18 protein-coding genes and 1 tRNA gene are annotated in these 13,839 nt (G+C 61.1%); 12 read left to right on the forward strand and 7 right to left on the reverse strand.

The annotated features are described in order from the left end of the window. On the reverse strand, window positions 1–495 hold a 495-nt coding region (locus tag AC2FNJ_RS17050), incomplete at its 3' end, for a hypothetical protein (RefSeq protein ID WP_496765877.1). 157 nt (window positions 496–652) lie between these two features. Between AC2FNJ_RS17050 and AC2FNJ_RS17055 the strand changes: the two genes are divergently transcribed. Together AC2FNJ_RS17055 and AC2FNJ_RS17060 are read left to right on the forward strand one after the other, a co-directional pair. Further along, window positions 653–973, forward strand: a complete 321-nt coding sequence (locus tag AC2FNJ_RS17055; protein ID WP_496765879.1) for an antibiotic biosynthesis monooxygenase family protein — start codon at window positions 653–655, stop codon at window positions 971–973. A 72-nt stretch (window positions 974–1,045) separates the two neighbouring features. Then, a complete protein-coding gene (locus AC2FNJ_RS17060; RefSeq protein WP_496765880.1) occupies window positions 1,046–1,453 on the forward strand; it encodes a universal stress protein in 408 nt (135 codons plus the stop codon). Between the two features lie 28 nt (window positions 1,454–1,481). Here the strand turns inward: AC2FNJ_RS17060 and AC2FNJ_RS17065 are convergent, their stop codons facing one another. Next, entirely contained in the window at window positions 1,482–1,952 is a 471-nt protein-coding gene (locus AC2FNJ_RS17065; RefSeq protein ID WP_496765882.1) for an aminoacyl-tRNA deacylase, read from the reverse strand. A 117-nt stretch (window positions 1,953–2,069) separates the two neighbouring features. Then, window positions 2,070–2,552, reverse strand: a complete 483-nt coding sequence (locus AC2FNJ_RS17070) for a HugZ family pyridoxamine 5'-phosphate oxidase (RefSeq protein ID WP_496765884.1) — start codon at window positions 2,550–2,552, stop codon at window positions 2,070–2,072. Between the two features lie 34 nt (window positions 2,553–2,586). On the opposite strand from AC2FNJ_RS17070, the gene AC2FNJ_RS17075 reads away from it, so the two are divergent. Beyond that, on the forward strand, window positions 2,587–3,009 hold the full coding sequence (locus tag AC2FNJ_RS17075; protein WP_496765886.1) for an excalibur calcium-binding domain-containing protein: 423 nt from the start codon (window positions 2,587–2,589) through the stop codon (window positions 3,007–3,009). Window positions 3,010–3,075: 66 nt separating this feature from the next. Here AC2FNJ_RS17075 and AC2FNJ_RS17080 read toward each other — a convergent pair whose 3' ends face one another. Beyond that, window positions 3,076–3,783 (reverse strand): ORF6N domain-containing protein, encoded by a 708-nt coding sequence (locus AC2FNJ_RS17080; RefSeq protein WP_496765888.1) that lies wholly within the window; start codon window positions 3,781–3,783, stop codon window positions 3,076–3,078. Between the two features lie 155 nt (window positions 3,784–3,938). Between AC2FNJ_RS17080 and AC2FNJ_RS17085 the strand changes: the two genes are divergently transcribed. Further along, complete coding sequence (locus tag AC2FNJ_RS17085) at window positions 3,939–4,172, forward strand: TFIIB-type zinc ribbon-containing protein (RefSeq protein ID WP_496765916.1); 234 nt, start codon at window positions 3,939–3,941, stop codon at window positions 4,170–4,172. Between the two features lie 76 nt (window positions 4,173–4,248). On the opposite strand, the gene AC2FNJ_RS17090 is transcribed toward AC2FNJ_RS17085, so the two are convergent. Beyond that, a complete protein-coding gene (locus AC2FNJ_RS17090; RefSeq protein ID WP_496765889.1) occupies window positions 4,249–4,479 on the reverse strand; it encodes an aspartate aminotransferase in 231 nt (76 codons plus the stop codon). A gap of 101 nt (window positions 4,480–4,580) precedes the next feature. Here AC2FNJ_RS17090 and AC2FNJ_RS17095 point away from each other — a divergent pair, with 101 nt between their 5' ends. Further along, the gene (locus tag AC2FNJ_RS17095) at window positions 4,581–4,934 is read left to right on the forward strand and encodes an MmcQ/YjbR family DNA-binding protein (RefSeq protein WP_496765890.1); all 354 of its coding nucleotides are present in this window, start codon (window positions 4,581–4,583) and stop codon (window positions 4,932–4,934) included. 70 nt (window positions 4,935–5,004) lie between these two features. Here AC2FNJ_RS17095 and AC2FNJ_RS17100 read toward each other — a convergent pair whose 3' ends face one another. Together AC2FNJ_RS17100 and uvrB are read right to left on the reverse strand one after the other, a co-directional pair. Further along, on the reverse strand, window positions 5,005–5,451 hold the full coding sequence (locus tag AC2FNJ_RS17100) for a hypothetical protein (protein ID WP_496765891.1): 447 nt from the start codon (window positions 5,449–5,451) through the stop codon (window positions 5,005–5,007). Between the two features lie 5 nt (window positions 5,452–5,456). After that, window positions 5,457–7,655, reverse strand: a complete 2,199-nt coding sequence (gene uvrB, locus AC2FNJ_RS17105; RefSeq protein ID WP_496765893.1) for an excinuclease ABC subunit UvrB — start codon at window positions 7,653–7,655, stop codon at window positions 5,457–5,459. A 148-nt stretch (window positions 7,656–7,803) separates the two neighbouring features. Here uvrB and AC2FNJ_RS17110 point away from each other — a divergent pair, with 148 nt between their 5' ends. The 7 genes from AC2FNJ_RS17110 to AC2FNJ_RS17140 all read left to right on the forward strand — a co-directional run bounded on the left by AC2FNJ_RS17110 (window position 7,804) and on the right by AC2FNJ_RS17140 (window position 13,836). Next, window positions 7,804–8,115, forward strand: coding sequence for an ETC complex I subunit (locus AC2FNJ_RS17110; protein ID WP_496765917.1), 312 nt, complete (start codon window positions 7,804–7,806; stop codon window positions 8,113–8,115). Beyond that, the gene (locus tag AC2FNJ_RS17115; protein WP_496765894.1) at window positions 8,116–8,592 is read left to right on the forward strand and encodes a GNAT family N-acetyltransferase; all 477 of its coding nucleotides are present in this window, start codon (window positions 8,116–8,118) and stop codon (window positions 8,590–8,592) included. A gap of 21 nt (window positions 8,593–8,613) precedes the next feature. After that, window positions 8,614–8,690 (forward strand) — tRNA-Arg (locus tag AC2FNJ_RS17120). A 275-nt stretch (window positions 8,691–8,965) separates the two neighbouring features. Continuing rightward, entirely contained in the window at window positions 8,966–9,991 is a 1,026-nt protein-coding gene (locus tag AC2FNJ_RS17125) for a glycosyltransferase family 2 protein (RefSeq protein ID WP_496765896.1), read from the forward strand. A gap of 289 nt (window positions 9,992–10,280) precedes the next feature. Then, window positions 10,281–11,570, forward strand: coding sequence for a glycosyltransferase family 61 protein (locus AC2FNJ_RS17130; RefSeq protein WP_496765897.1), 1,290 nt, complete (start codon window positions 10,281–10,283; stop codon window positions 11,568–11,570). Beyond that, window positions 11,567–12,745, forward strand: coding sequence for an ATP-grasp domain-containing protein (locus tag AC2FNJ_RS17135; protein WP_496765898.1), 1,179 nt, complete (start codon window positions 11,567–11,569; stop codon window positions 12,743–12,745). The genes AC2FNJ_RS17130 and AC2FNJ_RS17135 overlap by 4 nt, the downstream gene beginning before the upstream one ends. A gap of 2 nt (window positions 12,746–12,747) precedes the next feature. Beyond that, window positions 12,748–13,836 carry an FkbM family methyltransferase gene (locus AC2FNJ_RS17140; RefSeq protein ID WP_496765899.1) on the forward strand — a complete coding sequence of 363 codons (1,089 nt, stop codon included), beginning with the start codon at window positions 12,748–12,750 and terminating at the stop codon, window positions 13,834–13,836. Window positions 13,837–13,839: the final 3 nt, after the last annotated feature.

Raw genomic sequence — 13,839 nt, forward strand, 5'->3', positions numbered from 1 at the left:
CGGGTTCAGGCGGCGGTCGGTCGAGAGACCGGCGGTGAGATCCAGCTTGCGCACCGAGTCCGCCCCGCGCCGCTTGTCCAGCGTGGCGTCCACCGCGACCCAGCCCTGTTCGGCGCCCAGCGCGAACCCCTTGCCGTAGGACAGCCGCAGGCGGGTCATCCGGTGGGTGCCCGCATTCCAGTGGTGGACGCCGGTGCCGAGTTCCAGCGCGAGCCGCCCGAACCGGCCGGGTCGGGTCAGCGGAACGCGCGCGAACAAGAGCGCGTGACCGTTGGTCCAGGGGGTTTCGTTGGCGTCCAGTCCGACGGTCAGATAATCTTCCACCCCCCATTCGGCATAGAGCGAATACCGGCCGTCGGTCTGGTCTGCATCCGGCACGCGGGTCGTGCCGGTGACGGCGACGAAACCGGTGCCCTCGTCGCGCAGCCAGGCGCCCGCCCGGATGGGCTCCGCGGCCAAGAGGCAAAACGCAATGGCGATCAGGTATCGGCCCACGGGCACCCTCTTTTCGGCAATCCTTCGCTAATCTTGGTTAACGGATGGTTAGCCGCGGAGCCGGCAGGCGCGGGGCGGAAGTGACTGGAACAAGGCACAAATTCGCGCGCAATCCCGAAAAGCTGTGTTAGGCTGGAGGCAGACGAGGAGGAGCAAGATGCCGAAGATTTCCAAGGATGCCACCGTTCAGACCGTCATCACCACCTTCGAGATGACGCCCGGAACCTGTCAGGATCTGCTAGAGGCGCTGACGGACGCCTATGCCAATTTCATCTCAAAGCAGCCGGGTTTTGTCGCTGCCGGCCTGCACGTGAACGACGCCCAGACCCGGATCGCGAATTACTCCCAGTGGCGGCGGCGCGAGGATTTCCTGGCGATGCTGCGCACCGACGAAATGCGCGCCCGCAACCGCAAGATCAACGAGCTGTGCAAAAGCTTCGAGCCGGTCATGTACGATGTGGCCGAGACCTTCGACTGACCTGATTTGGATCAAGGTCCGCGCGGCCGATCGAACCCAGACTTCGCTTATCTCAACAGGAGGCGCGAGCCCATGTATCACAACATCCTTGTTCCGATTTCCTTCGACGCCGAGCGGGACGTGTCCGGCCCGCTCAAGCTGGCGCAGCTTTTGGCGACGCCGGATGCCACGATCACGCTGATGCATGTGGTCGAGCACATTCCCGACTATGCGATTTCCTACATGCCGGCGGAATACCTGACCGAGGCGCGCAAGGCGATCCAGACCGAGCTGGACGACCTTGCGGCCAAGCTGCCCAATGCCAAGGCCGAGGTGATCGAGGGCCATTCGGGCCGGTCGATCCTGGACTGGGCAGAGGCGAACAAGCCGGACCTGATCATCCTGGCCTCGCACCGTCCGGGGATGCAGGACATCTTTCTGGGTTCGACCGCGACTCACGTGGTGCGCCACGCCCAATGCGCGGTGCACGTGGTGCGCTAGGTCGCACCGGGCCGGATCGGTCGCGCCGTCAGTTCAGGCAGCAGAAGGAGCCATGCCGGGCGTCCTTCATCAGCCGGTCGAAGTCGCTGCCCTTCATTTCGATCAGGGTCTTGTGGTCCCCGGCCTCGAACCAGACACGGTCGAGTCCCGTCAGGCTGTCATCGACGATGGTGGGCACGTCATAGGCGGCGCCGACGGGCGGGGCGGCGCCCAGATCGCAATCGTCGAACACCTCTTCGACCTGCGCCTCGGGGGCCAGGCCGAGGCGGCGGGTCAGGATCGACTGCAGGACGGAGAGGTCGAGCTTGTGGTTCGAGGGAACCACCGCCAGCATCGGCCCGTCCTCCATGTGGATCAGCACCGACTTGGCCAGATGGTCGCCGGGCACATGGGCGGCCTCGGCGCATTCGGCGGCGGTGGGCGCATAGGGATGGCGGGCGGTCTCGTATGGCACGGACTTGGCTTCGAGATGGTGTTTCAGGCGCGGGGCAATGGTCATGGTTTCCTCCGTGGATCCATCGGCGGCCCGGCCAGGCGTAAAGGGCGCAACCAGGGCGCCGTGTTCGTTCCAGGATTTCAGTGTGCGCCGGAGGGCCGAGTCGGGCAAGTCCGGCGGTCAGAGGTCGGCAGGTGCGATCCGGTACGCCTTGCCGAACCCCGCATTCAGCAATCCGTCGGTCACGTCGAAGGTGACGAAGCGGAAATCGGCGAAATCGGCATAGAGCGCGGCCTTGGGCCGGTCCGACAGATAGCGGTCGCGCAGGGCGCGATGCTCGGGCGTGTCCCGCGCGATCAGCCGGGCGGTGGCGTGCAGGGTCAGGCGCGGGTGGGTGAGGGGATCGCCTCTGGGTCCGGGTTCGCCGACCAGAAGCGCGCAGGCCGGGTTGGCCTCAAGCGCCTGCGTGTGCGCCGCCAGGCTGGAGACGAGCGAGACCGGCCGGCCCCGTGCGTCCGTCGCCAGGGCGATGCGCGAAACCGAGGGCAGGGCGGTGCCCGGCTGCAGCACCGCCAGCGCCGCGTGGGTGGCCGTGCGGATCAGATCGCGCGTCAGCGCGCGGGCGGCGTCATCGACGGGGTGGAACGGGTCTTTGCGGGTCATTCTGCTGCCATAATCGGGTCTTACCACAGCATTCATGGGAAAACGTTCGCTGTCGAGCGAGGAAACCGTTGCGAACCCGCGCTCGATCCGGCGGCATCGCCGGGCCGAGGCGTTGCGGCGGCGCGCCTTGTCGCCGGTTCGCATATTGCTGATGGTCCTGGCGCTGCCGGTGACGACCGCGAGCGTTGCGCTGGGCGTGTATCTGCGCACGTCGCCCTATGAGCCGGCCGAAGCGGTGTTGCATATCGTGGCGCTGGCCGGTTGCGATGCGGCGCAGGCGGTGGGCATGGCGCCGGCCTATCGCGGGTTTCCGGGCTATCATCTGCGCAACGATCCGGATGGGGACGGGGTGGCCTGCGGGTCTCGGGTACCGGCCATGTCGCAACGTGCCGGCACCGTTCCGGCGCCCGAGGTCAAGCAGCGCATGGTCGGCGGGGCGAAATTCGTCCGGCCCTGACGTGCCGCTCTGACCACCCGTGCTGCGGATCGGCGCAGGGCGGGGGAGGGCGGAAGCCTGCCCGGTTCAGCCCTTCATCGCGTGCAGCAGGTCGAGCAGCCGCTTGCGGTCGTCATCGTCGGCATAGTCGCCGCTGGCCAGACGCTCGGCGATCCTGAGGCGCAGCTGCTCCTGCTGGGTGCGCACCTCGACGCCCGCGGTTTCGGCCAGCGTCTTCATGATCGCGGCGACCGCCTGCTGGCGCTTGGTGGTGGGGTTGGCGATGTAGTCGACCAGGCTCTGCTGCCCGGAATCGAGAATGTTCTCGGCCAGGTCGCGCAGCTGCGCCCCGTTGGGCAGCAGCGGGGCGGGGGCGGTTTCGGGCGGCAGGATCTCGGGCGCGCGGCGCGGGGTTTCGGCCAGGGCGTTGGCGCCGTCAACGAAGGCTTCGGTGATCATCCGGGTGATCCGGATCGAACGGGGATCGCGGAACAGGGCGCTGGCGATCGCCACGCCATAGTCGGTATAGACCCAAGGGTTGACCCGCCGCCCGCCGCGGCCCTTGGGCTTTGAAATCACATTCCGTGATTCCAGATCGGCGACCTCGGCATCGGTCAGCTGGAACCGGTAGCCTTCGAACAGCGCCTTGTTGCGGGTCACCGCCTGATTGAAGGCGCTGACCGATTTGCCATAGAACCGGGCGAGGTCTTCGGCCAGCACCACCCGCACGCCGCGCACCCGGTGGATGGCGTCCTGCACCTCGTGCGTGCTGGGCAGGGTCTCGGTTTCGGACATGGCAGCCGTTTGGAATCACAATCTGTGATTTCAAACGTGGAGCACACGGCACGGGGGCGCAACCGGGAAGTGTGGCGGACTTGCCCGCAGCGAGGGGTGGCAAACGGGGAATGCAACCCCATCTTTACCGGGACAGCAACAGGGAGATGTCGGAAATGCTATGCCCGATCGACGGAAGCGAGTTGGTGATTGCCGAGCGCAGCGGGGTCGAGATCGATTTTTGCCCGAAGTGCCGCGGCGTGTGGCTGGACCGGGGAGAGTTGGACAAGATCATCGAACGCTCGGCCGCCTACTCCGCGCCGCCCCAGCAGAGCCGTGACGACCGGTCCGCTCAGGGCTACCGCAAGAAGAAACGCGGCGGGTTCCTGGACGAGCTGTTCGATTTCTGACGGGCCCGGGACGGAGGGGGCCGAAATCTTGAAAAGATTTCGGGGCCGCTTTCTTTTCAAGAAAGCGGCGCGTCGGTCAGGTCAGCCAGCGCACCGGCGCACGGTTGCAGAAGATCACGATCTGGCCCGAGTTCTCGGCCACCTGATACCCGCGTCGATGGATCTCGGCCATGAAACGCTCCATCCCGACGAAGCGCTCGATATCCCGCGCCTTGCGCCGGATCACGCCGCCCTGCTGCACGGCCTTGGACGCGAAGAGGTCGTTCAGCCAGACCTCGGGCGAGAGCGGAGAGTTGCGGTTGCGCATGGCGCAGATCTGACGCAACCCGGTTAATGCCGGGTCAAGCCACCTGGCGGGCCGCGGCCCCGTGCTTGCCTTGCCCCCGCACGCCGGTCAGGATCGGCGCCATGACCCGCGACGAGTTCAACGCCTTCTGTTCCGGCCTCACGGCCACAAGCCACGTGGTGCAATGGGGCAATGCGGATGTGTGGAAGGTGGGCGGCAAGGTGTTCGCGATCTGCGGCTGGAACGACGGCAAGGACGCCTTCACCTTCAAGGCCACCGATCTGGCCTATGAGGTGCTGCAGGATCAGCCCGGCATCCGCCCCGCGCCCTATCTGGCCTCAAGGGGCATGAAATGGCTGCAGGTTTACGAGCCGCGCGGGATGAGCGACGAGTCCCTGCGCGCGCATATCGTGACGTCGTATGAGATGGTCGTGGCCAAGCTGACCCGGAAGAAACGGGCGGAGATGGGGGTTTAGGATGGGGTTTTACCCCAACATGCGCCTTGATCCGCCGGTGAGATGAGTTGGAGAGCCATACTGCGGTTGCTCACAGCGCTAAAAGCGCGAGGTGTGTTTTCCAGTACGCCTGTGCATCACCGAGCAATTCATCCAGCAAAAATTCTTGATTGTTGACATCAGTAACAATAAGACCTGCTTGCTTAAAAGCTCGATTAAAGCCACGAGAGAAACCCCCTTGCTTTTTTGTCCTCAACACAGTCGGACTATAGCGTGTGATAGTGGTGTGTTTCTTCGCATTGTTCAGGTCTTGCAACAAGGATAGCGCAGGACAGTTGCTTCGAACGTCGTTCTCGAATGCAATCTTTGACGAATATCTAATATCGTGTGGATACACCCATTCGCACAGGGCCCAAGAATTAATTGCAGCCTGTTGACCCAAGCCAATGTCCATTGGGTTATCCCTAAATCGATCGATCGACTCCACAAGCATATTGAAGTGATCTCGAGGACTATCTTTTCCAAAATTCAGCGACATAGATATTATTTCCTCCGCCGCTTCACATTCCCACCCCGCTGCCCCGGCCGCCCTGCCGTTGACCGCCCCTTGGACCGGACCGCGTCTTCCGATGCCTTCTCCACCGCCCATTGCCGCGCCATGGGGTCGTCGGCGACGGCAAGATCGACCGCTTCCAGACGCTTGATCTCGTCGCGGATGCGGGCGGCTTCCTCGAACTCCAGATTCTCGGCCGCCTTGCGCATCTGCTCGCGCAGACCGTCCAGATGCGCCTCGAGATTGGCGCCATGCATCGGCTTGTCGATGGTGGCGGTGACGCGGTTCATGTCCACGTCGCCCTCGTAGAGACCGGCCAGCACGTCCTCGACATTCTTCTTCACCGTCTCGGGGGTGATGCCGTGTTCCTGGTTGTAGGCAAGCTGTTTGGCCCGCCGCCGGTTGGTCTCGTTCAGGGCGCGTTCCATGCTGCCGGTGATCTTGTCGGCATACATGATTACCCGGCCATCGGCGTTGCGCGCGGCGCGGCCGATGGTCTGGATCAGCGAGGTTTCCGAGCGCAAAAACCCTTCCTTGTCGGCGTCCAGAATGGCGACCAGCCCGCATTCGGGGATGTCGAGCCCCTCGCGCAGCAGGTTGATGCCCACCAGCACGTCGAAGGCGCCCAGCCGCAGATCGCGCAGGATCTCGATCCGCTCGATCGTGTCGATGTCGGAATGCATGTAGCGGACCCTGATGCCCTGTTCGTGCAGGTATTCGGTCAGGTCTTCGGCCATGCGCTTGGTCAGTGTCGTGACCAGCGTGCGATAGCCCTTGGCGGCGACCTTGCGCACCTCGTCCAGCAGGTCGTCCACCTGCATGCTGACGGGGCGAATCTCGACCTCGGGGTCCAGAAGGCCGGTGGGGCGGATCACCTGTTCGGTGAAGACGCCGCCCGACTGCTCCAGCTCCCACGCCGCCGGAGTGGCGCTGACGAACACCGATTGCGGGCGCATGGCGTCCCATTCCTCGAACTTCAGCGGGCGGTTGTCCATGCAGGACGGCAGGCGGAACCCGTGCTCGGCCAGGGTGAACTTGCGCCGGTAGTCGCCTCGGTACATGCCGCCGATCTGCGGCACCGAGACATGGGATTCGTCGGCAAAGACGATGGCGTGGTCGGGGATGAATTCGAAGAGCGTGGGCGGCGGCTCGCCCGGGGCGCGGCCGGTGAGGTATCGCGAATAGTTCTCGATCCCGTTGCAGACGCCGGTGGCCTCGAGCATTTCCAGGTCGAAGTTGGTGCGCTGTTCCAGCCGCTGCGCTTCCAGCAGCTTGCCCTCACCCACCAGCTGATCCAGACGCTGGCGCAGCTCTTTCTTGATGCCGATGATGGCCTGCTGCATCGTCGGTTTCGGGGTCACGTAGTGGGAATTGGCATAGACCCGGATCTGCTCCATCGTGTCGGTCTTTTCGCCGGTCAGCGGGTCGAATTCGGTGATGCTTTCCAGTTCCTCGCCGAAGAACGAGAGTTTCCAGGCGCGGTCCTCGAGGTGGGCGGGCCAGATTTCCAGCGAATCGCCGCGCACCCGAAAGCTGCCGCGCTGGAACGCCTGATCGTTTCGGCGGTACTGCTGGGCCACCAGATCGGCCATCACCTGCCGCTGGTCGTAGTCGTGCCCGACCTTCAGATCCTGGGTCATCGCGCCATAGGTCTCGACCGAGCCGATGCCGTAGATGCACGACACCGAGGCCACGATGATCACGTCATCTCGTTCCAGCAGCGCGCGGGTGGCCGAGTGGCGCATCCGGTCGATCTGTTCGTTGATCTGCGATTCCTTCTCGATATAGGTATCGCTGCGCGGAACATAGGCTTCGGGCTGGTAGTAGTCGTAATAGCTGACGAAATACTCCACCGAATTTTCGGGGAAGAACCCTTTGAATTCGCCATACAGCTGGGCGGCCAGCGTCTTGTTGGGGGCGAGGATGATGGCGGGACGCTGGGTCTGTTCGATCACCTTGGCCATGGTGAAGGTCTTGCCGGTGCCGGTCGCGCCCAGCAGAACCTGGTTGCGTTCGCCATCCAGAATGCCCTGGGCCAGTTCCGCGATCGCCGTGGGCTGATCCCCGGCCGGAGCGAAATCGGTATGCATCACGAACCGCTTGCCGCCTTCCAGTTTGGGGCGCGCCTTCACCTCCGGGGCCGGAGCCTGCATCATCGGCAGCGTCTTGTCGGAATGGGCATAGGGCATGGCGGATTCCTTTCCTGCCCGATCTTGGTCTGTTTTTGTTCCGGTTCAAGGGGCAATTCCGGCCGCCGCATATGCGGCATTTGCAACCTTGTCCCCGTGCCCGCGCTGGCGCATAAACGGGAGCAGCCGAATGACGACGGAGCATGACATGCGCGCACGGATCTATCAGCCTGCCAGGAACGCGATGACCTCGGGCATGGCCAAGACCCGCAAGTGGGTTCTGGAATTCGCGCCGGCTTCGGCGCGCGAGGTCGATCCGCTGATGGGCTGGACCTCGTCGAGGGACACGCAGACCCAGGTGCGTCTGAAATTCGAGACAAAGGAAGAGGCGCTGGAATACGCTCAGGCGCACGGGATCGAGGCGCAGGTGCTGGAGCCGCACAAGCGCAAGCCCAACATACGCCCGCGCGGCTATGGCGAGAACTTCGCCACCGACCGGCGCGGCCCCTGGACCCACTGAATGCTGGAAATCCGACCGGCCGACCCGGCCTCGCCGGGGTTGCGCCCGCTGATCGACGCGCATCTGGAGCACAGCCGCCGGGCCGGCCCAGCGGACAGCAACCACACGATGGAGGCCGCGGCCCTGGCCGCGCCAGACACCCGGTTCTGGGCCATGTACGACGGTGGCGCCCCGGTCGCCTGCGGGGCGCTCAAGTCCCTGCCGGACGGCACGGCCGAGGTGAAGTCGGTGCACGTGACGGCGGCCGCGCGCGGCCGTGGTCTGGCGCGGGCGATGATGGCGCACCTTGCCGAGGCCGCGCGCGCCGACGGGGCCTCGGCCCTGGTCCTGGAGACCGGCGCGGCGCATCTGCCGGGATACGAGGCGGCGCGGAGGCTTTATGAGGCGTTGGGGTTTGCCTATTGCGGTCCGATCCACGGGTACCGGGAAGATCCCAACAGCGCCTTCATGCGCTTGGGGCTTGAACCCGCAGGGTAAAAGCCCCAAGAAAGGCCCAGCGGTCCCGTAGCTCAACTGGATAGAGCAGCTGACTTCTAATCAGCAGGTTCGGGGTTCGAGTCCTCGCGGGATCGCCACAGACCCCAATGACTGACGGAACGCCGAATCCCGCCCCTAGGCCTGTCGCGCGGTTGGGGGCGATCCGGTTTTTCGGATCGGCGCACCGGAGTCATGCGGGCGTTGCCCGACCGTATTGCGGACAAGGAAGCAAACCGGCGGTGCGGATCGCGAACCTGCGCCGATGGCGGTTTGGGCGTCTTGGCAATGCCCGAAACCTGGCCTAAAAGGCGGGACCATTTCAGATCACGCCGTCACCGACTCTGAGCCGTGACCGGACGGCAAAGGAAGAACCATGTCGCGTGAGATGCCGAAAGTATCTGTTGTGGTCCTTACCTATTCGCATGAACGCTTCATCGAGGTTTGTCTGAGCAGCCTGGCGGCGATGCGCTATGACAACTTCGAAATCGTGGTTCTGGACGACGGTTCGCCCGACCGCACGGCGGACATCGCCGAAGCGTTCGCGGCCCGCGCATCGGTGCCCGTGCGGGTCGAACGGCAGGACAATACGGGATCCACGGCCGCCAACACGCAAAAACTGATCGACATGACCGATGGACCCTACGTTCAGTTGATGGCGGGCGATGACATTCTGATGCCGGGCTTTCCGCTGGATACCATCGTGGCAAGGCTCGAATCCGACCAAAACCTGGACCTGGTCTTGCCGCGCCAGGTTCATTTTGACGAAGATCCCACGCGAAACGCGCCTAGCATCTACGATGAGGACTTCGTCGCGCCATTGCGGAGCGGGGACGCCCAGAGGATGCTGGACGAGCATCTTTATCGCCGTCTGTCCCGCATCTTTCTTCAGGGGATGGTTCTCCGGCGCGGACTGATCGACCGGGTCGGTGGGTTCGATGAAGAATTGCTGGCGGACGACTATTCCTTTGTTTTTCGTGTTTTCAAGGATCTGGCCGAAAAGAACCGCTCGTTCTGGTTCGACGAAGAAGCGTTCTGGTTATATCGCGTGCATCCGAATAACATTCACCAAAGGCGCTTTCGGCAAATGAAACTGATCCTGGAGGTCGTTTCCAAATACATTCCCAGAGCGCGTTGGGACAGCTTCGACTGGCCGCTGGTCGGGATGCCCACATGGCGCGAGTACCGGGACGTGCGGCAATTGGCCGTCGATCTTCTGGGGCCCGAATACGGCGTGCGGATGGCCGACCGGATCGGAACGGCAACGCTCAGGGAGGCGCGCGATCGACGCGATCGAGACCTCCTGCGGGCGTTCTGCAAATCTCCGGACGTGCCGGCTGCGCTGAGGGGCAGGGCCAGACGGTATTATTGGAAGGAACGGCTTAGATCCTGCCTTGGATAAAAAACTTTGAATTGAAGAAAGCTTCGATATGAAACAAAATAGTGAAGAATTACAGATCATTTCTTGTTCCACGCGTCTCCGCAGATCGGATCGGAAAACGGAACTTCGACAGCGTTTCATAGTGGGGTAGTGACAAAGCTTCACGCCCTTTGGTTCACCCAGCCACAAGCACAACCAAAACGCGGTATTCATTATGTCTATAAAGCGACTCCGGAGATTCAAAGACTCGCTTCGCCGTTTGGCGATGTCCAAGACCTTTGAGCTCAGGCCTGTGTCAGACAAGCACGGGATGTCCGACACAAAAGCTCGAGTTCTCTTCCCATCTGTTGTTTCCAAAGGGCAAGCCCCAGTTTTTTTGGGGGAAAGCGCCGAGTTGGGTGCAGCCGAATACGACGGCACGAACTTTTCTCCTGAGATCAAGCTCTACGAATTTCAGAACGTTTGCGTGGTCGGCCGCACCGAATTCATTGTCAAGGATAATTTCGCCTATTATCCGCCAGTGATCCAACCCGATCGCGACATGTTCATGGCTGAGATCGAGAATCGCGCGACCTTTCGACCAGCCAGCGGAAAACTCCGGCTTTGGATGAGGTCAAAACAAAAAAAAGCGGATTGCGGGATCAGCCTTTTAGGACAGTGCATGGGCAACTTTGCCCATTTTTTGGTCGAAGCCATGCCGAGACTTGCTCTCATCGACGAATTGCCGGAATACGATGATTTTCCGTTACTTGTAGACAGCCCACTCCATCCGAAGCTTCTTGAACTGCTTGCAATCGTCAATCGGAAGAACAGAGAGGTTATTCACGTTCAGAATTGGCGGCGTGTTCATGTCAGGAAGCTGGTATATTTGACCCCGCCCTCTTACTCCCCCCCGGACGACCGAGCCTATCTTTCAAGCGGTACTCTGACGATCCCGGACAAGCATACACACTGCTTTTCCTCGGCGGCTCTTGCAAAACTCAGAGACGTTGCTTGCGAGCAGGCAGATCGATTGACCGCTACGGCGTCGCTGAGTCCTGCGCTGCAAACCATTCAGTCGATAGGGAAGTCCGCTGACGGGGCGGGCCTTACGGGTGTTGTTCAAAGCGCAACGAAACCAGACTCAGCTGAACGTTCCGCGGACACTCTAAGTCGAGTGTACCTGCGAAGGGAATCGCATACATCCGGAAACGGGCGAAACCTTGTCAACTCGAACTGCATAGAACACCACTTGATCGATAAGGGCTTTGTGGCAGTTAATCCGGCGGACCTTTCGATCGCTCAACAGATTCAGTTGTTGCGGAATTGCGAATGCGTGGTCTCACCGGTTGGAGCGGCTGTGCTCAACCTTATGTTCAGAGCACCTGGTGCAAACATTGTGCTTCTGACGCCTTCATATCGAGGGGCAAACTACTACTATTTCTCCAGTCTGTGTAGCGCTTTGGGGCATCGTGCATGCTTTGTATTTGGGCGACAGGTACCAAACTCGGAGTTACCTCTGCCCCATAGGGATTTTATTGCGGACCTTTCTGCGCTAGACGAAGCACTGACATCGGCCCTTGGCGGCTCTGAAACTCAAGAACTGAAAGCCGTTACATGAAGGCACTCCTGATCGGGTCCAGTTTCAGCGCTGCGCCCATTTTCGAAGCAATGCGCGCGGAAGGGGCACAAGTCACCGTGATCGGGCGCAATCCGGACGATCCATGCCACGCCTACGCGGACGCCTCCATCTTCGAGGATTATTCGGACCCCGAGACCCTGCTGGAGGCGTGTCAAAAGCGCGACTTCGACTGCATCGTGCCCTCGTGCAACGACTATGCCTACATGGCGGCCACCTATGTTGCCGACAAGCTGGGATACCCCGGTTTCGATACGCCGGAGGTCGCGCACGTCCTGCACACCAAGGACGCCTATCGCGAAAAGCTGGAAGAGCTGGCGATACCCTCACCCCGCAAGTTCGGCGAATTCGCCCCGGGGGACTGCATCGACGTCGAGCGAATCACGATGCCGGTCATCGTGAAACCGGTTGACAGCTTCAGCGGCCGCGGCGTGCGGATCGTGGAGGATCCCGCGGACCTGGAAGGCGCGGTCGCGCGTGCGTTCGACAGTTCCCGGCAGAAGCGGGTCTTGGTGGAACAGTTCGTCGAAGGGCGGCTGCACAGCCACACGGCGTTCGTGTCCAACGGCGAAATCTTCTGGCATGCGTTCGCCGACGAATACTGCGAGGTCTACCCGTTCGCGGTTGATCGTTCCGTGTTCCCGTCCAACCTGCCATCGCAGATCCGAAGGAACGTCCATGAGAGCATCCTCCGCCTGGTCGAAGACATGAAGCCGAATGACGGCCTGATGCATACGCAATTCATCGCATCTGACAGCGAATACTGGATCATCGAGTGCATGCGGCGTTGCCCCGGAGATCTGTACGGGCACCAGATCGAGCTTTCCTGCGGCATCGATTACGCGCGGCTGTACATGCTGCCGTTTCTGGGATTGCCCTATGACACCGATGCACCGATGCCGCCGGCCGCGCATCAGGTTGAAAGACGGATTCTGACCGTATCGCGGAAACAGCCGTTGTTTTCCGTCGGATTCAAGAACGCCGGCGGCACCATGGAGTATGTGCCGCTGAAGGAAAGCGGTGGAGAACTGGAAATAGCCCCGTTCGACAAGGCGGGGATCCTGTTTCGCCTGAATGGCATTGAGGCGCCCCCCGATGACGAATTCGACATGCGCGTACAGGGGTATCAGCAATTTAATCAACAGGACTGGAGCTGATTTTGCAAACGATAGAAAGCCTGGGAGACTTCAGCTGGACAGCCGAGCGCAAAGCAATGGCAAAGAAATTTTGCGAGCGGTTTATCGAAGCGAATGCGAAACGGCGGTTCGTTTTTGGGTGTAACGTTTACACGAAAAGCATACTTGATCATCTCGAAATCGCCGGCATCATTGACGATTTCTCCAGCGACACGGAATATCTTGGAACGCCGATATTGAAAACCGAAGATATTCCGTCTGACGGCCTCGTTGTTGTTGCATCGGGTGGAAAACCGCTGACAGTCGCGCGTTTTCTGGACCGGTTTGAGATTGAACACCTGGATTATTTTGCGTTTCTGAAGTTTTCCGGCCTCCCGCTTAGAGAGGTCGTGTTTAACGAAGGGTTCTCGGTGGCCTACCATGGCAATCCAGAGCGTATCACTTGGCTTAGAAACCTCTTGGCGGATGAGGATTCTCTCAAAATTCTCGACAAGCTTCTTGGGTTCCGATCCACTCTTGATCTGACGTACCTTGATGGGTTCACAGATCGGCAGGAACAGCAATATTTCGAACCGTTCCTGACGCTACCCAATGGCGCGGTTTTCTGGGACGTCGGCGGTTTCGACGGATTCACGTCGCAGGAATTTGCCAGACGCTTTCCAAACTACAAGTCCATTCGCATTTTCGAACCGGAAGCGAACAATCAGAGGGCCTGCAAGGTGGCGACCGAAGGGATGCGTGATGTAGAAATCTTGCCATTTGGCGCCGGCGCCCAATCGGGACATGCACGGTTTTCGTCAGATGGTTCCGCTTCCACCGTAACGGAACATGGCGAAACCGTCATCGAAATACGCAAACTTGACGAGTTTCGCGATGCGCCGCCCAGCTACCTGAAAATGGACATAGAAGGGGCCGAAATCGACGCCTTGATCGGTGCCGAAGCGTTGATTTCCGAAGCTGGTCCAACAATGGCGATTTCCATCTACCATCGCCCGACGGATTTTTGGGTGATCCCTGAGTTGATCTTGGGCTACAATCCGAATTACCGTGTTTTCATAAGGCATTATACGGAATCGATTTACGAGACAATAATGTACTTCGTTCCGAAATAGCGC

Source organism: Ruegeria sp. BHSB196 (genome assembly GCF_059613135.1).